Origin of the sequence: Pseudomonas sp. WS 5051, from assembly GCF_012985715.1 — a bacterium.
GTDB classification, from domain to species: Bacteria; Pseudomonadota; Gammaproteobacteria; order Pseudomonadales; family Pseudomonadaceae; genus Aquipseudomonas; species Aquipseudomonas bubulae.
Genome location: NZ_JAAQWV010000006.1, coordinates 309,136 through 330,232, shown reverse-complemented (window position 1 = coordinate 330,232; position 21,097 = coordinate 309,136). Strand labels below are relative to the sequence as shown.

16 protein-coding genes and 2 tRNA genes are annotated in these 21,097 nt (G+C 56.1%); 9 read left to right on the top strand and 9 right to left on the bottom strand.

Annotated elements, in window-relative coordinates; genetic code table 11:
* Positions 1 to 35 precede the first annotated feature (35 nt).
* The 4 genes from HBN79_RS12850 (at position 36) to HBN79_RS12835 (ending at position 5,431) form a co-directional block, all read left to right on the top strand.
* Positions 36 to 2,804 (top strand): ATP-binding protein, encoded by a 2,769-nt coding sequence (locus tag HBN79_RS12850; RefSeq protein ID WP_095021246.1) that lies wholly within the window; start codon positions 36 to 38, stop codon positions 2,802 to 2,804.
* Between the two features lie 11 nt (positions 2,805 to 2,815).
* The gene (locus tag HBN79_RS12845) at positions 2,816 to 4,012 is read left to right on the top strand and encodes an EAL domain-containing response regulator (protein ID WP_095021239.1); all 1,197 of its coding nucleotides are present in this window, start codon (positions 2,816 to 2,818) and stop codon (positions 4,010 to 4,012) included.
* A 90-nt stretch (positions 4,013 to 4,102) separates the two neighbouring features.
* A complete protein-coding gene (locus HBN79_RS12840; RefSeq protein ID WP_095003207.1) occupies positions 4,103 to 4,750 on the top strand; it encodes a response regulator in 648 nt (215 codons plus the stop codon).
* Positions 4,751 to 4,786: 36 nt separating this feature from the next.
* Entirely contained in the window at positions 4,787 to 5,431 is a 645-nt protein-coding gene (locus tag HBN79_RS12835; protein WP_095023120.1) for a response regulator, read from the top strand.
* A gap of 9 nt (positions 5,432 to 5,440) precedes the next feature.
* On the opposite strand, the gene HBN79_RS12830 is transcribed toward HBN79_RS12835, so the two are convergent.
* From HBN79_RS12830 to HBN79_RS12805, 6 genes are all read right to left on the bottom strand, one after another.
* Positions 5,441 to 5,959 carry a fimbrial protein gene (locus HBN79_RS12830; protein WP_232527630.1) on the bottom strand — a complete coding sequence of 173 codons (519 nt, stop codon included), beginning with the start codon at positions 5,957 to 5,959 and terminating at the stop codon, positions 5,441 to 5,443.
* Positions 5,960 to 5,966: 7 nt separating this feature from the next.
* Complete coding sequence (locus HBN79_RS12825; RefSeq protein ID WP_095019676.1) at positions 5,967 to 6,458, bottom strand: fimbrial protein; 492 nt, start codon at positions 6,456 to 6,458, stop codon at positions 5,967 to 5,969.
* Between the two features lie 19 nt (positions 6,459 to 6,477).
* Positions 6,478 to 7,404: a fimbrial protein gene (locus HBN79_RS12820; protein ID WP_169916770.1), complete on the bottom strand. Its 927-nt coding sequence runs from the start codon at positions 7,402 to 7,404 to the stop codon at positions 6,478 to 6,480.
* Positions 7,397 to 10,018, bottom strand: a complete 2,622-nt coding sequence (locus HBN79_RS12815) for a fimbria/pilus outer membrane usher protein (protein ID WP_095023108.1) — start codon at positions 10,016 to 10,018, stop codon at positions 7,397 to 7,399. The genes HBN79_RS12820 and HBN79_RS12815 overlap by 8 nt, the downstream gene beginning before the upstream one ends.
* Positions 10,019 to 10,053: 35 nt before the next feature.
* Positions 10,054 to 10,752, bottom strand: coding sequence for a molecular chaperone (locus HBN79_RS12810; RefSeq protein WP_095019673.1), 699 nt, complete (start codon positions 10,750 to 10,752; stop codon positions 10,054 to 10,056).
* Between the two features lie 75 nt (positions 10,753 to 10,827).
* Entirely contained in the window at positions 10,828 to 11,409 is a 582-nt protein-coding gene (locus HBN79_RS12805) for a fimbrial protein (RefSeq protein ID WP_095019672.1), read from the bottom strand.
* Positions 11,410 to 11,690: 281 nt separating this feature from the next.
* On the opposite strand from HBN79_RS12805, the gene HBN79_RS12800 reads away from it, so the two are divergent.
* The 4 genes from HBN79_RS12800 to HBN79_RS12785 all read left to right on the top strand — a co-directional run bounded on the left by HBN79_RS12800 (position 11,691) and on the right by HBN79_RS12785 (position 17,124).
* A complete protein-coding gene (locus HBN79_RS12800) occupies positions 11,691 to 14,945 on the top strand; it encodes a hybrid sensor histidine kinase/response regulator (protein WP_169916769.1) in 3,255 nt (1,084 codons plus the stop codon).
* 102 nt (positions 14,946 to 15,047) lie between these two features.
* Positions 15,048 to 16,448, top strand: coding sequence for an FAD-linked oxidase C-terminal domain-containing protein (locus tag HBN79_RS12795; protein WP_169916768.1), 1,401 nt, complete (start codon positions 15,048 to 15,050; stop codon positions 16,446 to 16,448).
* A 99-nt stretch (positions 16,449 to 16,547) separates the two neighbouring features.
* Positions 16,548 to 16,623 (top strand) — tRNA-Phe (locus HBN79_RS12790).
* A 156-nt stretch (positions 16,624 to 16,779) separates the two neighbouring features.
* Positions 16,780 to 17,124, top strand: a complete 345-nt coding sequence (locus tag HBN79_RS12785) for a cupin (protein WP_095019690.1) — start codon at positions 16,780 to 16,782, stop codon at positions 17,122 to 17,124.
* A 75-nt stretch (positions 17,125 to 17,199) separates the two neighbouring features.
* On the opposite strand, the gene HBN79_RS12780 is transcribed toward HBN79_RS12785, so the two are convergent.
* Both HBN79_RS12780 and HBN79_RS12775 read right to left on the bottom strand, forming a co-directional pair.
* Positions 17,200 to 18,564, bottom strand: coding sequence for a glycosyltransferase family 39 protein (locus tag HBN79_RS12780; RefSeq protein ID WP_130871972.1), 1,365 nt, complete (start codon positions 18,562 to 18,564; stop codon positions 17,200 to 17,202).
* Between the two features lie 349 nt (positions 18,565 to 18,913).
* A tRNA-Met gene (locus HBN79_RS12775) sits at positions 18,914 to 18,990 on the bottom strand.
* A 172-nt stretch (positions 18,991 to 19,162) separates the two neighbouring features.
* On the opposite strand from HBN79_RS12775, the gene HBN79_RS12770 reads away from it, so the two are divergent.
* Entirely contained in the window at positions 19,163 to 20,380 is a 1,218-nt protein-coding gene (locus HBN79_RS12770; protein ID WP_095003198.1) for an MFS transporter, read from the top strand.
* Positions 20,381 to 20,460: 80 nt separating this feature from the next.
* On the opposite strand, the gene HBN79_RS12765 is transcribed toward HBN79_RS12770, so the two are convergent.
* Positions 20,461 to 20,985 (bottom strand): RNA polymerase sigma factor, encoded by a 525-nt coding sequence (locus HBN79_RS12765; RefSeq protein WP_095019668.1) that lies wholly within the window; start codon positions 20,983 to 20,985, stop codon positions 20,461 to 20,463.
* Between the last annotated feature and the right edge of the window lie 112 nt (positions 20,986 to 21,097).

The window sequence follows — 21,097 nt, the reverse complement described above, 5'->3', positions numbered from 1 at the left end:
TTATTTTTTGCATGCCGCAGCCTCAGGCTTGCGGCATGAAATCGACCCCCCAAGCCGCTCGAAAACTCCTGCACTTATTTGCCTGTGGCCTGATCGTCGGACTCCTTGCGGGGTCGTTCGTATACTTGCGTGCCGTGTTCAACGAAGAGGTCTCGCAGCGCCGCAGTTTTATGAACGAGGCGGTGTTCAATGCCCAGGATTTTTTCGTCAGCCGCCAGACGCTTCTCAAGAGCCTGGTGCTGGCCACTGTGCCTGATCATCAGGCAGGCCAAACGGTCGCCGGTATTGATCCACAAGAAGAGGTCAACATCAGCCTGGGCAGTGAGGCTGGCCACTGGAACCTTTGGCTGACCCGGCGGATGATGGATTATTTGCACGAAAGCAAAGTCAATCTGTTGTATGTGCCGCAGACGGATAAGCCCAAAGTGGTGTGTTTGTTCGACTCTTCAGGCAACCTTGAACCGCTGCCCAAAGTGGTGTTGCAGCGGCTGCTTGATGAAGGGGCCAAGGCCTATTCATTTGGTGATGATCTGTGGCTGACCGACAGCAAGGTCCTGAATGCCCCCTTTTATTTATTTTCCCGACTCGATAACCGTAACCTGTCTTCCGGCTGGCTGGGCATTGAGGTCGAGGTTCCGGATCTGGTAGAGGCCTTGCGCAGTGAAAGTGCCGGTGACTTCATGCTGCTCAACGGTCAAGGCCAGATTCTGTTCACCAACGCCGCACAATCCACTCTCGTCAATTCATTGCAGACGCTGGAACCCAAGAATTCATTTGGCTTTATCGGTAGTGGCTGGTTGCCCGATAGCCTGGCAATCACGAAGAAGCTGGGCTATTCGGGCTGGCAAATCGTTTATGCCTTAGATATCAAATCTCTATTGCCAGTTTTGGGCGGGCCTTTGTTGGGCTGTGTTTTGTTGTTTATTGCCGTCTGCATCGGCTTGCGATTACTGATTGTGCGCATTGATCGGCGCCTGATCACCCCGGGTGAGAAACGCATTCAGGCGCTGGTTGAAAGTGAGGCGTTCAGTCGTGCCGTATTGCAAGTTGCACCGATGGCCCTGTGTGTAATCCGGCGCACAGACGGCACCGTGGTACTGGAAAACTCCTTGTCACAACAGTGGCTGGGTAACGGCACTGAGCGCAGCAAGCTATGCCATGGCTGGATTTCACGCGCGTTCGATGAATGTGACTTGCGCAACAGTGATGAGATCGAAATGGAGGATGGCCGTCTTCTGTACCTGGCCTTTGCCCCTACGCGCTACAAAAGTCAGGACGTGCTGATTTGCGCGTTCAGCGACATCAGCGCACGTAAACAGATTGAAGTAACCCTCGAACGTGCCCGGCAACTGGCGGACCGGGCCAATGAGGCCAAGACTCTGTTTCTGGCAACCATGAGCCACGAAATCCGTACACCCCTGTACGGTGTTTTGGGCACGCTGGAACTGCTGGCGCGTACCGAACTTAACGATCAGCAGAACAACTATCTCAAGGCTATCGAACGCTCATCCGGCAACTTGTTGCAGCTGATTTGCGACGTGCTGGATGTGTCGCGTATCGAGGCGGGTCAGCTGCAACTGGAACTCAACACCTTCAGCCCTCTTGAGCTGATAGAAGAGGTGGTCCTGGGCTACAGTGGCGCAGCCCAGGCCAAGGGCCTGCAGTTGTTTGCATTGATTGATTCAACGGTGCCCGAGTGGCTCAGCGGTGATGTCACCCGCATCCGCCAGATCTTGAATAACCTGCTCAACAACGCCCTGAAGTTCACGGACTACGGAAAAATTGTCCTGCGTCTGAAAATGGACAGCCGTGATGATGAGCGCGTGATGTTGCACTGGCAGGTTTCCGATACTGGCAAAGGTATTGCCCATGAAGAGCAGGCTCATCTGTTCGAGCCTTTTTATCAAGTGGAGTCTGCGAAAAACGTGGTCGCCGGCACCGGGCTGGGCCTGTCCATCTGCAAGCGCCTTATGCACTTGATGAATGGCACCATGCGTCTGGTCAGTGAGCCGGGATTGGGTAGCAGTTTTACCCTGCATCTGCCCTTGGTGCAGGTTAGCGAACCGGCGCGTTTTAGCCCTTTTGGCGAGTTGGCTGCCCGCGTTGTTTATGTGGTTTCCCCCGTGCGCGAACTGGCCGAGTGTTATTGCGCCTGGTTACGCCGTTGGGGTGCGCGGGCTCATCTTGGGGCGCCGAAACCAGGGGATGCATCCGATGCTGCTGTTTTATTGGAGCTGCATCCCGGCGCTGCCCGGCAATTGCTTGAACCTGGCTGGACAGGACCGCTGGTGGTAGCCGCCAGTGACATGTCGGTAGCTCCCGCCGTTGAAAACCCTTGCTGGCAAGCGGACCTGAGCAGCTTGCAGGACGTCTATCGTGCCCTGTGCAAGGCCCAGGGCATGGGTATTGGCAGCGATCTTGAACCGGGTACGGTGAAGACGGAACTCAAGCTCGGTTTGCGCATTCTGGTTGCCGAAGACAATGTGATCAATCAACTGATTCTGCGTGATCAACTTGAAGAGTTGGGTTGCACAGTGACATTGGTCAGCGATGGACTGGAAGCACTCGAGCGTTGGCGCGACGACGATTTTGATCTGCTGCTGACCGACGTCAACATGCCGAAAATGAACGGTTATGAGCTGGCGGCCCGGTTGCGGGCCATGAACATAACGCTGCCGATCATTGGTGCAACGGCCAATGCCATGCGTGAGGAGAGCGAGCGCTGTCTGAATGCGGGGATGAATCACTGCCTGATCAAGCCTTTTACGCTGCACACCCTATACAACTGTCTTCAGCACTTCTAAAGGAGGATCCAGTGAAGCCCTATCGTGTACTGGTCGTTGAGGATCACCCTTTTCAGCATGAGTATTTGCTGAACGTTTTCAATGAGGTGGGTGGCTTTACAGTTGACACCGTTTGGGATGGCGATGGCGCGCTGGAGTGTCTGGCGCGTCATGACTATGACTTGCTGCTCAGTGACTTGCTGATGCCTGTGATGGATGGTGTGCAACTGATCCAGAGAGTTGCCGCCCTGAAAAATAAACCGGCGTTGGCACTGATGAGCGCCTCGTCCCGGCGCATGCTGATTAGTGCGGGGCTGGCAGCAAAAAACCTGGGTATTTCAGTGATTGGCCTGATCTCCAAACCGGTCGAGTTCAATGCGGTACAGCGCTTGAAAGAGCGAATGGAGCTTTTCCGCCTTAACGGTGATACGGACCCCTCACTGGCCATTGAAGTCGACCCGCAGAGTATCGAATTGGCCATGGCCAACGGGCAGATTCAAGCATGGTTCCAGCCCAAGAAATCCCTGCGCAACGGCAATATTCTCAGTGCAGAAGCCCTGGTGCGTTGGGTGCATCCCGAGGCCGGCTTGTTATTGCCCAAGGACTTTCTGACCTTGTTGATCAGCCACGGTCTTGAAGAGCGGCTGTTGTGGCTGATGCTGGAGCAAACACTTCAAGCCCAAAGACAATGGCGAGAGCAGGGCTGGGATATTCCGGTTTCAATCAACTTGCCCACGCATTTGCTGGATAACCATGCGCTCGCCGACCGTCTGCGCGACGCTGTGATTGCTGATGGTGGCGAGCCACGCAGTATCGTTTTTGAACTGATGGAGAGTTCAACCACAGAAGAGCTCAGTAATTACTATGCGGGAGCTTGTCGTTTGCGCATGATGGGCTTTGGCTTGGCCCAGGATGATTTTGGCAAGGGATTCAGCTCTTACTTCAATCTGGTTTCCACTCCATTCAGTGAGCTCAAGATTGACCGGTCGCTGGTACATGGCTGTGTCGAAAACGAGAATCTGGCGTCAGCACTGCGCAGCCTTGTTGAACTGAGCCGCAAGCTGGGCCTGACAGTTGTCGCCGAGGGCGTCGAGACACAGGCCGAGCTCGAGTTTCTGCGCAGCATCCAGTGTGATCAAGTGCAAGGTTTCCTTATTTGCGGCGCTATATCGTGCGCCGACTTTGAAACTCTTTTACTGGACGATAGCTCTAAGCCATCACCGGGGTAGCTGAGTGCGGCGCCACGGGTCTTGTTCTGCGCTCGATCTGTAGAAACCGGGGGCGCCGGACTTGCCATGTCATCAATGTGGAGCCAGGCAATGCGCGAATTAAAGGTAGTGATTGCCGACGATCATCCAGTGGTGGTACTGGGGCTTCGGGAAATGATTCAACGTGATGAGTATTTCTCCCTGGTAGGCGAGGCGCTGAGCTCGTCGCAGTTGGTCGAGCAGTTGCAGTTGCATCAACCCGAACTGCTGATTACTGATTTCAACATGCCAGGGGATGAAACCTATGGCGACGGTCTGCAACTGATCGAGTACATCATTGAGCATTTTCCCGGGGTCAAGATCCTGGTGCTGACAGTCATGAGCAATCATCTGATTATCTCGCGCTTGCTGGAGCTGGGTGTGGCAGGCGTGATTGCTAAAAGCCATATCCGCGAAGAAATAGGCAAGGCCCTAAGTGCGTTGGCCAACGATCGGGACTATACGGCCCCGGCTGCTCCAGCCATCTCTGTGGTGACTAACCCCAAAGTCATTGATGAACGTTTCTCCACACTTTCACCCCGTGAAGTTGAGGTGCTGAGGCTGTTTGTTGCGGGCAATAGCGTGGGTGATATCGCCCGCCAATTGAACCGCAGCGTTAAAACCGTGAGCACCCAAAAGGTGGCTGCGATGCAGAAGCTGGAAGTGCTTAACGACCATGCCTTGCTGACCTATTGCATCAAAGCGGACCCCTTCGAATAGCTGTAGTGCTCTTCCAGTGCAGGAGTCATGTTTGCCATGCCGCAAATGAAAGTCTTATTGGCCGACGACCATCCGATTGTGTTGATGGGCGTGCGTGAAATCATTGAGCGTGACCCGCGTTTCAAGGTTGTGGGCGAAGCAATGAGTTCCTCGGAGTTGATCGACAAAATTTCGTTACTCAAGCCTGATGTGATTATTACCGACTACAACATGCCGGGTGACGATCAATATGGTGACGGCACTCGCCTGGTGGAGTACCTGCGCCGGCATTTTCCCGAGCCCAAGGTATTGATCCTGACCGTTATAACCAATGCACAAGTACTGACCTGGCTGTATGAGCTGGGTATCAGCGGTGTCATTTCAAAGAGCGCTGGGCTTGAGCAGATCCTGGTGGCGCTGGACGCGTTCTATCGCCAAGGGCACTACCAGCAGGACCAGCCGCAAGGGGCCTTGAGTGAGGACGCCGATGACCTTTCGCAAAGGCTCAGCCAACTGACGGTCAAGGAGTTCGAGGTCCTGCGTCTGTTCTCTACGGGGGTGAGTGTGAGCGATGTCGCGCATAGCCTGAACCGCAGCATTAAAACCATCAGTACCCTGAAGATTTCGGCGATGCGCAAACTCAATGTCGACAATGATCAAGCGCTGCTGATCTTGTGCGTCAAGGCCAATCTGTTTGCCTGACGCAGCGGTTTACAGATAGATCATTTCCATCAATAGCGTTGAGCTGTAACTGCCGATTGCGGGCAGCTCCTCCCCGGTCTTGACCGGCCGCACTGAGAGCTGGAGCTTGAGCCGCGTTTCTTCAACCGGGAAGATCAATTGCTCGCCCAGCTTCAGGTCAATCACTTTCAACGTACTGGTCATGTCGCTCAGGCGGGTTTTCAGCCCCAGTCTGTCGAGCGTGGTGCGCAGTGTGCTGCTGTCAAAAGCACCATTGCCGGCGCTGAAACGCAGGTGTACCTGGCTGCCTTTGATGCATTGAAAGTCCAGGCTGACATCGGTCCAGCCGGTGATGTCCGAGTTCAGCGAGTTGAGGTTTGTCTTGGGGATATCCACGCTTTGCGAGGCCGGGAAGTTGGCTGTGCAGGGTGGTTTTATCAGAGTGCCGCCCACCTCTATCAGGGCGGCATCCTCTGCACAGATGGCCGGGCTGAGCAACAGCGCTGCGGTGGACAGCATCGCCACCCACAGGCTCACTCTGGCGAGCATGGACATCTCACAGGTACTCGATACTGATAACAGCCGAAGTGCTGAATGCACCCTCGGTCAACGCACCAAGGGCAATCAACTTTGCTTTCATACTCAGGTCGACCGTGCCGCTCTGGTTGGTCAGGTTGCGTTTGGTCCCGGTAATGTTGGCCGCCGTGCTGTCGCTGTTCCAGAGCAATGAATAAGCCAGATTGGTTTTGCCCGTTGAGGCCTGTGTGGTTGAGCCTTGAATCGTGCGGGCTGCCAGAATGCTCACCGCCAGTACCGAGTTGGCCGGGCAGGTCATGGTGAGGGGGATGTCGATCAGCGCGGCATCGGCCACCTGGTCATAACGCAGGCTGCCGAAGTTGGCGGTCAGCGTCTTGCTGCTGGTCAGGTTGCAGGGCGGACGCGTCAGGGTGCCGCTCAGGTTGATGGTCACAGTGTCTGTTACGGCGTTGGCGGTCGAGCTGAGCAGGCCTGCGAACAGTGTCGCAGCCAATGTCAGGGATAATTTCATGGTTGAGCTCCTTACTTGATCAGAGATAGGTGATGTTGAGGGTGTACTGACTGTAAAAATTTCCGGTAGGCGAAACACTGGTATTCAGGCGCGGGCGAAAACCAAGGCTGATGTTGTTGCTGCCATTGGTCAGCGCCAGCGTGCGTGGGCTGTTGAAGCTCACTGCCGTGTTGGTGTCAGCCCAGGTGGCAGCCATCGACAGACCGGCCAGAGTTGTGGCTGAAACGCCCGGGCTGCCGCTGATGGCCGCCTGGGTGGGTACCAGCGTGGCGGTCGCTTGCGTACCGCGAGTGCAATTCATGGTGATATTGGCAATTTGCTGCGAACTGGCGAAGTCATTGCTGCTGAGTGTGCCAAAGGGCAGGTTGAGGGTTTTTGCCGAGCCCATCGAACAGGCGGGCTGGATGACCCGGAAGCTGAGAATGACGGTCTGCAAGTAGTCGCCGTAAGCCTCATAACCTTGGATAGAGGTGTCTGTGAGCGTGACACTGACCATGTAGTTGCCAGGCGTGACGGGCGCCGTTCCATAAAGCAGAACGTTGTAGGAAAAGGTGTTGCCCACGTACAGCTGCACACAGCTCCACGGCATGCATGTAGTGGTCGCAGTCCCGATGGGCAGCTCGGGAACCATCAGTCCAGAGTTGGTATGAAACACCTGGACCTTGCTGCCTCTGCCCTGGTTGTAGAACTGGCTGTGCTGCAATGACGCGCCAAAGGGAAACCAACGGGTAACCCGGCAGTTGGCTGTCATGTTGGCGGTATAGCTGGTGGATGGCGCAAGGTCGCCCAGCTGAATGATGCCGGTGGTGCCCGTAGGGGGGCATGCGAGGTTGTTTTCAATCAGGGCAAACGCTTGCTGACTGACAAGTCCCAGCAACAGGCAGAGCAGCAACAAGCAGACTTTGACCAGCCCCGGACGAGAGGATTTGACGTTTGATTCATGCATCGGGAGTACCTTGAGTGTCTGGCGATTTGGCATCGCAACGGATGGTCAGTTGCCCGATGCCAGTCTCTGACAGGTTGTAGGTGTTCAGGTCCAGGTCCTTGGCGCACCAAGGCTGGCCGTTGACGTTGATCAGCAGCCGCGCCTTGTCCGGCACGCCAGTCATAAATACCCGGCCCTTGTCGGCTACCATCGCGCTGCTCAGCAGAGTGCCCTTGAGGTCATACAGCTGCGCTTCGGCGGCGAAAGGGGCGGGCTTGCCAGTGCTTGAGCTGACGCTGACCAGCAGGCGGCGGCCGTTATGGGTTTCGAAGTTGGCCAGGACAAAGGCACCACGATTGGGGGTGACTTCCTGTACCAGGTTGGCAATGTCGGTGTTGTCCGACAGTGAGTCAGTGTTGAGCGATACCTTGTTTTTGCGGTACGGCTGCGCCGAGGGAATAATCGTGTAGCCACTGCCGTTGGTCTTGATCCCGCTCTTGGTCAGCACGCCCACATCGGCGGCGCCGGGGGTGGCGACAATGATGTTGGTCTCGCCCAATGGCTGGGTGAACATCACGGTATTGCGGATGGCAACCACGCCGCCTTCCACGCCATAGTCCATCTGACGGGTGTTCTGATCCTTGTTATAGGAGCCGTGCCAAATGGCATTGGCCGCGTTGTAGCGGGCCGCCACCGAGCCGCCGAGCACGCGGTCATCGTCACTGATCTGCTGATTGATGCCCAGGTTGTACGACAGGGCATCGTCCTGCAGTTGCGAGCCGCTGAAGGTGGCATTGCGGCTGGCATTGCCGGCGGAGTCCTGGTTGGTGCTCAGGCCGATGCGGCTGCTGCTGCCCGGGCTGCCCAGCGGCAGGCTGACGCTCAGCGACACGCTACGGATGTCGTCGCCCATGCCGCTGTTCTGTGACAGCCCCAGGTTGTAGGAGGCGCTGGCAACACTGAAGCTGTAGCCCAACTGAATGGAGGTATTGCTCTTGGCCCGGTTCCAGTAATCGGTTTTGGTCAGGTTGGCGTACATGCCGCCCCAGGTACCGAATTGTTGCGATACGTTGGCGGTAAAGCTGCTTTTCATATGGCCGGTCAAATAGGGGGAAAACGCCGCACTGTTATTCAGGGTTTCATCGACATAGGGCTCTAGCGAGTTGTTGGAGCGTGCGTTGATTGCCTCGTTGAAGCTGTAATAGCCGCTGGTGGAGTAGCGATAGCCAATCAGGCTGAAGCTGGTATCGGTCAGATCGATGGATTTGGAGTACCGGAAGCGATATGACTGGCCCGACAGCGTTTTGGCGTCTGCGCCCATGTCTTCGCTGATGGCATGGGTCACGTCCAGGGAAATCGCACCAAAGCCGGCAAAGTCGTGGGCAAAGCCAAGTAGCGCCGATTTGTATTGTTCGCTGACGATGCTGCCACCGAACAGCGTGGTGCCCTCGGTCAGGCCGCGGCGATAGGTGCCTTGTACAAAACTGGGCTTGGGCGAATTCTGCGCGCCTTCTGCCGGGCGATACTGGCCTGCGGTCACAGCGTAGCTTTGCTGGCCTTCACGCAACATGTAAGGCACAGAGGCAAATGACTGGATGTAGACCTGGCGCTCGCCATTGGGGCCTTCGATGGTGACTTCGATATCGCCGTTGCCCGCGGTCGAGTACAGGTTCTTGAGGGCGAACGGGCCTGACGGCACCCACTGTTCACTGATGACATAACCGCGCTGGCGCAATGTCACCAGCGAGCGGCCGTTGGCAACCCCACGCACTACGGGGGCAAAATTACGCGCATCATCGGGCAGCATGTCCAGATCAGAAGCGATCCCCACGCCGCGGTAAGAGATGGTGTCGAACAGATCGCTGTCGGTGGCGCTTTCACCCACCGTGGCAATGGCCATAAGGTTGCCCAGGTCGCGCTGGACATAGGTGTCCACCGATTTCCAGCTGCCGTCGACGTTAGTGCCTTTTTGCCAGGTCGAGAAATTGCGAAAGCGCCAGGCGCCGCTGTTGAACCCGCTATGAACACTGCCGAACTGGGATTGGCGGCTGCCGAACTGGTTCTCGTAGTCGCTCCCGGAAAAACTGTAGTTGGCGAAGGCCACCTGCTCGCCATCGCTCCAGGTCTTGCGCCGGGTTTCAAACGGCACGCTGCCGATATACGCCTGGGGAACCTGCAGGCTCAAATGCTGCTTGTTGAAGTCGTAATCGTAGGTGACGCCGGTAAGGTCACGGTTGAAGTACACGCAATTGTCGGCGCTGATGTCCGCATTTTTCAGGCGTGTGGGGTCAATTCCCAAATCCATCAGGGCCTGAAGGCTGAAGCAGGGGAACAGGCCGTTGGGAGTCGATATCTGGCTCGCGGTTTCTCGCACAAAGTGCAGGTCGCGCTGCTCCACAAGCCGGTCATCCACTGACAGGTCTACCCGGTAGATCCCCGGAAGTTGACCCTGGCTCATGGCTTTTACTTGCTCGGCCACTTCGCTCGAAGCGTTGCCGCCGCCAATTTCCAGAAAAGAAGAGTCAAAACTGTAGTCTGCATGCACTGCGGTTGTTGCAAGACCTGTAGCCGCAACGGTCATCGTGCTCCAGCACTTTACTCGGCGCGCGAAGGCGCACATGCGCAATCGCAGCATGAGGGGGTCCTTCCATTCAGCGGATTATTCAGTGATCAATGTGGGGTAACGGGTGCGGCCTTGACTGTGCTGCCGTACTCGTTGATGTAGCTAAGTTCTAGGCTGTCGCTGTTTTTCAGCGCTATCGGAGTGGTGACGGTGCTGCCGGGCTTGATAACCTCGGGCATGCCTTTGCTGGCGCTGTTGTTGACCAGCAACTCACTGACCACTACGTTGTAGCCTGACGGGTTATGCACCGCCAATTTCCCGCCTTCGGTCCGCCACTGAAGTTTTTCAACAGCTTCGGGCAATGTGCCCTTGAGGTTGGCAGGGCGATAAAACAGTTTGATCGTGGTCTTGAGTGCTATTTGCAGCACGTTCTGGTTACGCTGTTCCTCGCTCTTGGCCGGGATGGCTTTGACATTGAGCAAAAACAGACTTTCTTTGTCATCGGGCAGGTTCTGAGCGTTGGTGGCAATGATGCGCAGAAGGTTCTGGCCCTTGGCATCCAGGCGAAACAACGGCGGTGTGACAATAAACTCATCGGCGCTGGCGTCGCGGTCATCGAACGGGCTGACCCACGACTGCACGAGATACGGCACACCGTCATCACCCGAGTTTGAAAGTGCAAGGTTGGCTTCTTTCTCCTTGCTTTGATACACAACGCGCGTAGAACCCACGTTGACGCCTGCATGAACCTGGGGCAGCCAGAAGCTTGCTGCCAGTGCCAAAAAGGCTGCAACTTTTAAACGCATTAAGATGTCCTCTGGTTAACGCCAGAGCTCGCGATCAATCGCGATCAACCGCGAGCTCTTCGTTAAATGCATAAATTACTTGTAGGTAACGTCGAAACTGGCCAATGCATTGACTTTACCGGTGCCGATGCCACGCACACCCGGGGTCTCACCCGAAGCTGCGGTGTCGGCAACCAGGCGAACATAGGATGCGGTGAAGTCGAAGGTGTTGGACTGCGGACGCAGAACGTAATCGTTGCTGGCCGTGTTAAGTGGCAACTTGTTACCGGTGCGCGCGTCGTTGATCTGGATACCAACGCCGGGTACCTGGTTGTCACCGGTCATGCCCAACACGGTTGCATCAGTGCCAGCTTGTTGGCCGCTGAATTTGATGGAGGCGTTTTTCAGGGTCGAGCCGCTGCAGTTTTCCAGCGAGATCGAAAATGGTGTGGCGCCAGCAGTGGCGACAGCCCCTACAGTGTTAGGGAAGTCGGCAATACGGACCTGGCCCATATCAACCGCTTTTTTAACGCTTTCGCTGTTGATGGTGCATGCGTTGTCGTTGATAGTGCCGGTGAATTCAACCTGACCATCAGCCGCTTGAGCGGTAGCAGCAGCCATTACGATCAGCAGCGAAGAGCCACAAAGCGCGGTGTATTTGCCAAATTTATGAAACATGAGAGAAGCCCTCTACAAACCAATGATGTGTGATTTCCATTATTTAATGCCCCCCCTGCCAACGGCTCGCCGCGGCAGGTGATGCAAAGGATGCAATTGCCAGAGGAGAATCCCCATCAGACAATTCCTGTTCGGCTTGCTCAGGCCATTTCGAGGGCGCAGAAGTGGCGGCTCAAGGCTCGTGGCGAGCGCAGTGGGGGCTGGCGGATAGTGCAATGTGTAACCCTTTGGCTAGCAACAGGCTTGCCTATTTCCTCCCAAGTCATCGACGGCGCTAAATCATGAAGCAAGCTAAGGTACGTCTCGGTGCGCTGGCACTGAGCTCACTCAGACTGAACAAACTATTGCTCCTGCTCACCGGGTTTGCCCTGCTGCTGGTGAGCATGAGCTATTGGGCGGTTAATCGAGTGCTGAAGGAGGAGGGCGAGAAGACGGATTTTCATTTCGCGCGGCTGATGGAAAGCATTCATGAGCATGAGACCTTTTTGCGTATTGCCGTTCAAAGCTACAGTCAGGCCAATGAAAACCTGCTGATAGATAGCCAACCGCACTCGCACGAGGTACTGATCCGTCAGGGCGATGAGCGCTTGTTCCAGAACCGTGACACGGCCAAGTCATTGCCCTTTACGGTGAGCCAGCGAGACAAGTTCACCCATGCCGAAATGCAGGGCGTCTACTCGCTCGGTGTGCAGTTGACCGACCTTTTCACGGCTTACTGGTCCGATTCCCACTATGTGGCGCCGCAGGTATTTGTTTTTTCCCCCAGCGATCAATTCACTATTGCGGTGCCCGGTATTGAGGGCACGCGGCAGTCCCCCCTGTTGCTCAAAAGCAACTTTTTCGATGTGACCAAACGTTTGTACGATGAACTTATGGTGCATCGCCATGCCCTTGGCAGTGATGAACTGATCTGGATAAAAGCTCCGCAGGACCTGATTCAAAAGCGCAAGTACATTGTCGGCGCCGTCGGGCTGAATCTGTCGCGCAACTTCATGCCACCGGGGGCTGAAGCCAATGACCTGGTGATCCTGAACGCGTTACTGGACGTCAGCGATATCGGTGATCTGGAGCGCTTGCTGATGCACCCCACCAACAGCCGTTTGACCCTGATCTCGCCTGCCGGCGATGTATTGCTGGGGGACGCCGGGGATGTCGAGGATCTGCCCCTGGGCTTGAGCATTACCCGCGATGGTCTGCGCTTCAAGCTGAGTTCGGGCGGGGCCACGCCCTGGGTCGGGTTGTACGCGATCAGTTATCAGAACTTCTTTGGCTATGCCAAATGGCCTTTGGCCGGCGCGGCGGGCCTGCTGGTGTTGTTTGGGCTGATCGGCTGGCGCTTCAACCGCTGGTACCGCAAGCAAATCATCGAACCTGCCCAACGTGCCAGCCAGTCCCTGGCCGAGAGCGAAGAATTCAATCGGGCCATGCTCGACAGCGCACCCGTGGGGTTGTGCGTGGTCGAGCGCAGCACGGGAGAGATCCTGCTGGAAAACCAGAGGGCGCATGAGTGGCAGGGTACCCCTGAACTGATTGCCCTGCTGAAGCGCGATTATGGTGAGCACGAACTGGGAGAGGTCCAGTTGGAAGTCGCGGGGCGCTATCTGCAGGCCTGTTTTGTCTTTACCCGTTACAAGGGCAAGAACGTGGTGCTCTGTGGTTTCAACGACGTCACCCGGCATGTGGATGACGCCAACCTGATGGAGCAGGAGCGGCGTTCGGCTGACGAAGCGAGCAAAGCCAAGACTCTGTTTCTGGCAACCATGAGCCATGAAATTCGTACGCCTCTATACGGGGTACTGGGCAATCTTGAACTGCTGGGCCTTACGTCTCTGAATGAGCGCCAGCGTGAATACCTGCAGACCATTCAGCGGTCGTCTACGGTGTTGTTTCAGTTGATCAGTGATGTGCTGGACGTCTCCAAGATCGAGTCCGGGCAAATGGCTGTCGAGGCCAAGTCCTTCTGTCCGCTGGACTTGTTTGAAGACTGTGTGCGCAGTTATTCAGCCGCGGCGAGCAATAAGGGCTTGAAGATTTTTGCCTGTGCCGACGCGCAGTTGCCGCCATTGTTGAGTGGCGATGCGGTACGTATTCGGCAAATCATCAATAATTTGCTGAGTAACGCAATCAAGTTCACCGACACCGGCTGGGTTGTCTTCAGGCTCAAGGTGATTGGCATCGAACAAGGGCAGGCCGCGTTGCAGTGGCAGGTTTCCGATACCGGCGTGGGGATCAGCGAAGAGCAACTGACGCGTCTGTTCAAGCCGTTCTCCCAGGTGGGTGGCAGCGAACGTGCAGGCGGTGCGGGGCTGGGCCTGTCCATTTGTGCGAGCTTGAGCGAGATGATGGGCGCGAATTTGCGAGTGGTCAGTGAACCGGGGCTTGGCAGCAGCTTTTCGTTGCATATGAGCTTACCGGTTATCGCCGGTTCACTGGGTAGTTGTGCCGATATCGACCTTGAGGGGGTCCGTGTTTACGTGCGCGCTGCGCGCAATGATATAGGGCAGATCCTGGCAGACTGGTTAAACCATTGGGGCGCTCGCGCCCAGGTTATGCCGGCAGCGCTTCCTCCCGACTACCCTGCAATCCTGCTGGATCTGGACCCTGACCAACCGCTGACAGTGCCCTGGCAAGGTGAGCGGCTGCTGGCGACCGAGTCGGGGGGCAGCCAGCCGCAAAGAACTGCCCGTGGCTGGGAGGTCAATGCCTATGATATTCGCGCCATTGGCAGAACGCTGATGCAGATCGCCCATGGGGCTGTCCCCCAGGCGTCCGCCAGTGTGGTGCCCTATGCCGCAAACCTGGAATTGAACGTTCTGGTCGCCGAGGATAACCCCGTCAATCAGGAGATCCTCAGGGAGCAGTTGGAAGCCCTGGGGGTTCGGGTCACGCTGGCAGACGATGGTGAACAAGCCCTGTCGCGCTGGAAGGAAGCGTCGTTTGATCTGGTGATCACCGACGTCAATATGCCCAGACTCGATGGCTATCAGCTGACGCGCCGCTTGCGTGAGCTTGACCCGCGGGTGCCGATTATTGGTGTGACCGCCAATGCCCTGCGTGAAGAAGGGGAGCGCTGCCTGGAAGCGGGAATGAATGTATGGCTGGTCAAGCCCCTGAGCCTGACCACATTACGCCAGACCTTGTCCGCCTTGTGCGCAGCGCCTGCCGAGCTGCCTGTTGGCGTCCATGATGCCCCCGATGCACCCCTGCAGACGGATGATCTGCAAGACTGGATCAGCCTGTCGCCAGCCATGCATCGGCTGTTTATCGCCACCATGCAGGAGGATCTGGCGCAGGCTCAGCTGGCGTTGCAGCAGGGCAATACCTCGAAACTGATCAGTTATGTGCACCGGATGCACGGTTCTTTTGCCACGGTGGGCGCTGTCAATTTGGCTGAGGCCTGCAATCAGTGCGAAATTGCCTTGTTGCGTGAGCCCTTGAACCCGGTCTCGGTCGCGGCCAATGAGGTATTGCTCGAACGTTTGCGCAGGGTGGTCGCGAGGCTGGTTGACGGGGCGTTATATCCCGGCAGCCAGTAACGTTACGGCCACGTTCAGCGGGCTTGCGGATCTGCCGGTGATCACAGTGGCCGTTTGTTGTACCTTGGAATCGTCCCTCCCAACAATAATATGGACGTTTCCATGGCCTCTAACCCTGCATTTCACGCTTCTCCCATGCCCACCCTGCTCGATGCCCTGCGCGAGCTGCTCGGTGAGCGCCTGAGCACTGGCCGAGCCGAGTGCGAGCAACACGGCCGAGGTGAGTCATACCACCCGACCTTGCCGCCGGACGCGGTGTGTTACGCCGAGTCCACGGCCGAGGTGGCGGCCATCGTCAAACTCTGCGCAGCGCAGCGAGTGCCGATCATTGCCTTTGGTGGTGGCACTTCACTGGAAGGCCATGTAGGCGCTACCCGGGGCGGGGTCTGTATCGACCTGAGCCGCATGCAGCGAATCATCGCCGTGCGCCCGGATGATCTGGATGTCACTGTGGAGGCCGGGGTAACCCGCATGCAGCTGAATGCCGAACTGCGTACCACCGGGCTGTTCTTTCCGGTCGACCCGGGCGGTGAAAGCACCCTGGGAGGCATGGCAGCGACCCGCGCTTCAGGGACCAATGCGGTGCGTTACGGGACCATGCGCGAAAACGTGTTGAACCTGACCGTGGTGCTGGCTGACGGCCAGGTGATAAAGACCGGTGGACGGGCGCGAAAATCATCCGCTGGCTACGACCTCACGCGCTTGTTTGTCGGCTCGGAAGGCACCCTGGGGATCATCACCGAAGTCACGCTGCGCCTTTACGGTATTCCGGAAACCACCTGCGCGGCGGTGTGTACCTTCCCGACGATAGCGGCGGCGGTCAGTTCGGTGGTGTCGATCATTCAATATGGCATTCCAGTGTCACGGGTCGAATTGCTCGATGCGCGCACAGTGCAGGCGGTCAACCGTTTCTCGCAGATGGGCCTGGTTGAAACGCCGACGCTGTTTTTCGAGTTCGCCGGTTCCCCGGCCAGTGTGGCGGAGCAGGTGGAACTGACCCGGGAAATTGTTGAAAGCAATGGTGCATTGGGTTTCCAGGCGGCTGGCGATGCTGATGCGCGCAATGCCCTGTGGCGTGCCCGGCACAGTGTCCACTATGCAATGCAGTCCATGCGGCCGAATGGTCGGATCTGGAGTACGGATGTCTGCGTACCGATTTCGGCGCTGACCCGGTGCATTGCCGAAACGGCTGAAGATGTGGCCAGGGTTTCATTTTTCGTAGGCATGGTCGGGCATGTCGGGGATGGCAACTTTCACCTGGGGATGGTGGTCGACCCGGGCAATGCCGCAGAACTGGTTGAAGCCGAAGCGCTCAATGAGCGGGTTGTCGAGCGCGCCATTGCCCTTGAGGGCACTTGCACCGGAGAGCATGGCATTGGTTCGGGAAAGATAAAGTTCATGCCCCTGGAGCATGGCGCCGCACTGGGTGTCATGCACCTGGTCAAGCAGGCTCTCGACCCTCTTGGGCTGATGAACCCGGGGAAAATCCTGCCCCAGGGGTGATATCAGGCCTGGGCGGTGATGTAAGCGCAGGTAATCATTGGTCTTTTTTTTATTTCGTGCTTGACGCCCCGACGGTAAAACACGTTTAATTGCCGCCTTGCCCAGATAGCTCAGTCGGTAGAGCAGGGGATTGAAAATCCCCGTGTCGGCGGTTCGATTCCGTCTCTGGGCACCACAACAGCAAAACCCCTGATGCCTTATGGCTTCGGGGGTTTTTTGTTTTCGGGTGGAGCAAATCTGTTCTGCCTATCCCTTTGTCGCCTCGTCACTCGTTACGCCTTTCAGGGTGTTTACTTTCAATAAGGCTTTGTCTTTTGAAGAGGTGGGTGCGATGAGCAATGAACAGGCAGTACCCGAGACCAAAGGCGTTACGGTCACGTTGCTGGCCACCATCGACCTTGGCCCCGAGATCGAGGGAATGGCAGGGCGCCAGCTTCGCATGCGTAAGGTGACGATTGAGCCGGGGGGCGTTTTCGGGCCGGTTCACAACCATACAGACAGGCCTGGCACCGTCTATATCCTTCACGGGGTTATCACTGACCATAGAAATGGTATCGCCACGGAGTATGGCCCGGGTGTGGGCTGGCCTGAAGACAGGCACACCACGCACTGGCTTGAGAACAGGGGAGTGATTGAGGCGGTGGAGATTTCAGTCGATATCGTCAGGCAAGACTAAGCCCGCATCAGGCGGCTGCTTGATAGTCGCTCACTCGAGCGGAATCCGTAATGGATGACGTTGTGAGCGCGCGCGTCACCAAAACCAATAAGGCAAGAACTTGGGGGTCGGTTCATTGGCCAATTCCAGATGGTAGGTAATGGCGTTAAAGAAAAACATGTCCAGTACGAGAAAAGTCGCCGCCCCAAAAGAGAATGTCAAAAACTCGCGATGTGGATGTGAATAAAGGCGTGACTCCATCCAAGGGCGAGCCGCGGCAAGAATAATCAAGCCCGTCATTGCACCAAGGTAGTTCGGTTGAACAGGGGACGCCGCAAAGTGACTATAAATAAATGCAAACAGAAGCATCCCGAGGCCAATAACGGGTAGTCTCAAGCAGAACTTCAGCAGTTTGTCTCTGGTGTTGGCGAATCGTTGGCTTCGATCTACAAAGATATAGGCCGCTAACAAGGAAATCGCGGGTGTGATTGAAAGTATGTAACGCGCTTTCTTGGCACTTGGAATTGTCAGCAGTACGACCACGACAAGAAACCAGGCCGAGAGATACAAGAGCATGCTTGTCGACGGTAGAGGCGACGGTGCAAAAAAATCTTTGCCCTTTCTGATGATGACGTTCAAGGCAATAAAAACGGTTACACCGTAGGTCAGCAAGCCGGCAGAGAAGTAGAAGTAATAACGAGGTGCCTGGTTACTGTCAAACCGCCCCAGCCCTTGCTTGACCAATACCTCCTGCAAGAAAGCATGTCCACCTTGTGCGTAGGCAGCCGCTATCAGCAGCAAAAGGGCAGCGCCCAGGACCAGGCCGGCGAGCAGGCAGAACACAACGAGCCTGCGCCATTGCCGGCTCAGCAGGTAATAAGAGGCGACTACACTGGCTGGGACGATCAGGCCAACAGGACCACGGAATGCAAAGCCCAGCGCCAGGGCTGCGAGTATAAGCAGCAATCGGGATGTTTGTTTATGCTCGTCTCCTGCACAGGCCAGATAAAAACATATCACGGTAAAAAGTGCAGGGTATATATCCATTGATAAGGAGTTTACGCCGTCCAGAAATGACCAGGTGAATAGCGCGAACACAACACCATATGCGCCCCATTTCTTTTCCTGCCGTTCACCCAGCTTGTATATGAATACCAGTGTCAAGGCGGCAGCAATACAAAAGGGCGTCGCCAGGGAGAGAAGGGATACTTGGCCAAATGGCAGTGAAATCAGATAAACGAGGAGCGTATGGGTCACTGTGTAGTCGGGATAGGGCTGCAGGTCATCAGAGATTGGAAAAAGCGTCAATCCGTCCTGGAACATATAGTGGGCGAAGTCGACGAAGCGTGTTGTGTAATTGAGCACTGCGGGCCTGTATTGCAGGGCAGCAAATAGGAAAAAAGACATTATAAAAATAACGGAGCAGGGGTATTTAAAAGTGACGTATTTAAGTGCCTTCATATAAGCGGCTCTCCAAAAACGCGCAGGCTAGCATTGTTTTTTTTAGGTAACCCAGATTTAAAGGTAAATATTTATTATATTAAAAGTGTCAGGGAATAGTGGGGCTACCTGTCCATTTCAGATCATGGGCTGCGAACAGGTGTGAAGCAGACTGATTCGGATCGGTCATGACGTCAGGGCGGGAGGCGAGTTCTGGACGCAGTTGCCAGGTTTTTGGCCGAGGGCTCGCAGGACGCGACGGGGAGATTTGGGAGGAGACAAGAAGAAACCCCCAGACACAAGAAAGCCCGCACTAGGCGGGCTTCTTGTACTGTCTGCAGACTCATGGAGACTTCTGTAAACAAGCGTTTGGTGGCTACACAGGGACTTGAACCCCGGACCCCAGCATTATGAATGCTATGCTCTAACCAACTGAGCTATGTAGCCGATGGCGCGCATTATTCCCTCGTACGGGGGGTGTGTCAAGCAAATATCTAAAAAAAATCTTCGTTCTATCAATTGCTTAAGGTTTTACGGCGTTTGCATGGAAAGATCTTGTAAAAGAATGGCACATTGACGGATCTGCAAGCGCGCATTCACCTGTCGTACGGAAACCCAAATGGCTCTTAGCAACGCTCAAACAACTACAATCGCGTCCCCTCCAGCCCCTCAGTCAAGCCCATTGGTCATGCGCATTATCGGCGCCGTGGCCCTGGCGCATCTGATCAATGACCTGATCCAGGCTGTACTGCCGTCGATCTATCCGATGCTCAAGGCCAAATATGACCTGACCTTTACCCAGATCGGACTGATAACCCTGACGTTTCAGATGACCGCTTCGCTATTGCAGCCGTGGGTGGGTTACTACACCGACCGTCATCCCAATCCGCTTTTGTTGCCTGCCGGGATGGTTTGCACCCTGATCGGGATTTTGATGTTGTCTCAGGTCGGCAGTTTTCCGCTGATTTTGCTGGCCGCCGCCCTGGTGGGTATTGGCTCTTCTACGTTTCACCCCGAAGCTTCCCGTGTAGCGAGGCTTGCTTCGGGCGGGCGTTACGGGCTTGCGCAATCGACCTTCCAGGTAGGTGGCAATGCCGGCTCGGCCTTTGGCCCGTTGTTGGCTGCGGCCATCATCATTCCCTTCGGTCAGGGTAACGTGGCCTGGTTCGGCCTGTTTGCCCTGTTCGCCGTTGGACTGCTGTATGTCATCAGTCGCTGGTACCGCAACCATTTGAATCTGTTCAAGCTCAAGGCCGGGCAGCAGGCGACTCATGGGTTGTCGAAGCAGCGGGTACTCGGTGCCCTGGCGGTGCTCGGCTTGCTGGTGTTCTCCAAGTACTTCTACATGGCGAGTCTGACCAGCTACTACACCTTCTTTCTGATCGAAAAGTTCGACGTGTCAGTGTCCACCTCGCAGTTGTACCTGTTCCTGTTCCTGGGCGCAGTTGCGGCGGGCACGTTCTTTGGCGGCCCCATCGGTGACCGTATCGGCCGCAAGGCGGTGATCTGGTTTTCAATTCTCGGGGTGGCGCCGTTTACCTTGCTGCTGCCCTATGCCGACCTGTTCTGGACCAGTGTGCTCAGCGTGATCATCGGCTTTATCCTGGCCTCGGCATTTTCGGCCATTGTGGTGTATGCCCAGGAGCTGGTGCCGGGCAATGTGGGGATGATTGCCGGTATCTTCTTCGGCCTGATGTTTGGTTTTGGCGGGATTGGTGCGGCCTTGCTCGGGCATTTGGCGGACATTCATGGCATCGAGTATGTGTACACCCTGTGCTCTTACCTGCCGTTGTTCGGCGTGCTGGCGATTTTGCTGCCGCGAACGAAAAAAGTCTGAGTCGGTAGTGGGGGCCATTCCCTGGCCTTGCTCCGGGCGTGCCCTCAATCATGGACCCCTCTGAGCATCCGTGGCGGGCACTAGCAGTGGGTGGCCATCTTGAGTTGTTCGCGAGCTCGCGAGATGCGTGAGCGAACTGTCCCTATAGGGATTTCCAGAGCGCTGGCGGTGTCGCGATAACTGCTGCCGCTTTGCACCGATGCATACAACGTGTCGCGCATTTCGATGGGCAGCCGGTTGAAGGCAATCAGCGTGAGCTCAAGCCTGCGGTGAGTCTCAAATTGACCATACAGGTCGGGGCTGTGGTCCTGCTCATGGCACTGCGTCTCGTCGAACTCGCAATGCACCGGCCTTGCGTGCAACCGACGAAAATGATTGCGAATGAGGTTCTGGGCAATGCCGCACATCCATGTGCTGAGCGTTGCCTGGCCGTTGAAGCGTGCTTTGCTGCGCCACGCCTCCAGGCAGGTCAACTGAAAAATATCCTCTGCATCTTCGGGGTTCAGTACGCGCTTGTGGATAAACGCTTTAAGTTTTTTTTGAAGTTCAGTCGACAGATCCAGAAAGTCAGGGGCAGGGGGGGAAGCCTTATCAAGGTGATCCATTTTTTATCCTCAGGGTGAGTGCTATCGAAAATGGTTTCGACAAGGACCTCCCAAGCATCGCCTGTGCCAATTTGCGGATCGAATATAGCCATCTGATTTATATGAGCTTTAC

What these genes read in the sequence shown, in the direction of transcription:
- HBN79_RS12835 (WP_095023120.1), top strand. Translation starts at nt 4,787, where the DNA reads ATGCCGCAAATGAAAGTCTTATTGGCCGACGACCATCCGATTGTGTTG.
- HBN79_RS12765 (WP_095019668.1), bottom strand. Translation starts at nt 20,985, where the DNA reads ATGGATCACCTTGATAAGGCTTCCCCCCCTGCCCCTGACTTTCTGGAT.
- HBN79_RS12770 (WP_095003198.1), top strand. Translation starts at nt 19,163, where the DNA reads ATGGCTCTTAGCAACGCTCAAACAACTACAATCGCGTCCCCTCCAGCC.
- HBN79_RS12795 (WP_169916768.1), top strand. Translation starts at nt 15,048, where the DNA reads ATGGCCTCTAACCCTGCATTTCACGCTTCTCCCATGCCCACCCTGCTC.
- HBN79_RS12780 (WP_130871972.1), bottom strand. Translation starts at nt 18,564, where the DNA reads ATGAAGGCACTTAAATACGTCACTTTTAAATACCCCTGCTCCGTTATT.
- HBN79_RS12810 (WP_095019673.1), bottom strand. Translation starts at nt 10,752, where the DNA reads ATGCGTTTAAAAGTTGCAGCCTTTTTGGCACTGGCAGCAAGCTTCTGG.
- HBN79_RS12840 (WP_095003207.1), top strand. Translation starts at nt 4,103, where the DNA reads ATGCGCGAATTAAAGGTAGTGATTGCCGACGATCATCCAGTGGTGGTA.
- HBN79_RS12825 (WP_095019676.1), bottom strand. Translation starts at nt 6,458, where the DNA reads ATGAAATTATCCCTGACATTGGCTGCGACACTGTTCGCAGGCCTGCTC.
- HBN79_RS12805 (WP_095019672.1), bottom strand. Translation starts at nt 11,409, where the DNA reads ATGTTTCATAAATTTGGCAAATACACCGCGCTTTGTGGCTCTTCGCTG.
- HBN79_RS12785 (WP_095019690.1), top strand. Translation starts at nt 16,780, where the DNA reads ATGAGCAATGAACAGGCAGTACCCGAGACCAAAGGCGTTACGGTCACG.
- HBN79_RS12830 (WP_232527630.1), bottom strand. Translation starts at nt 5,959, where the DNA reads ATGCTCGCCAGAGTGAGCCTGTGGGTGGCGATGCTGTCCACCGCAGCG.
- HBN79_RS12850 (WP_095021246.1), top strand. Translation starts at nt 36, where the DNA reads ATGAAATCGACCCCCCAAGCCGCTCGAAAACTCCTGCACTTATTTGCC.
- HBN79_RS12820 (WP_169916770.1), bottom strand. Translation starts at nt 7,404, where the DNA reads ATGCATGAATCAAACGTCAAATCCTCTCGTCCGGGGCTGGTCAAAGTC.
- HBN79_RS12815 (WP_095023108.1), bottom strand. Translation starts at nt 10,018, where the DNA reads ATGCTGCGATTGCGCATGTGCGCCTTCGCGCGCCGAGTAAAGTGCTGG.
- HBN79_RS12800 (WP_169916769.1), top strand. Translation starts at nt 11,691, where the DNA reads ATGAAGCAAGCTAAGGTACGTCTCGGTGCGCTGGCACTGAGCTCACTC.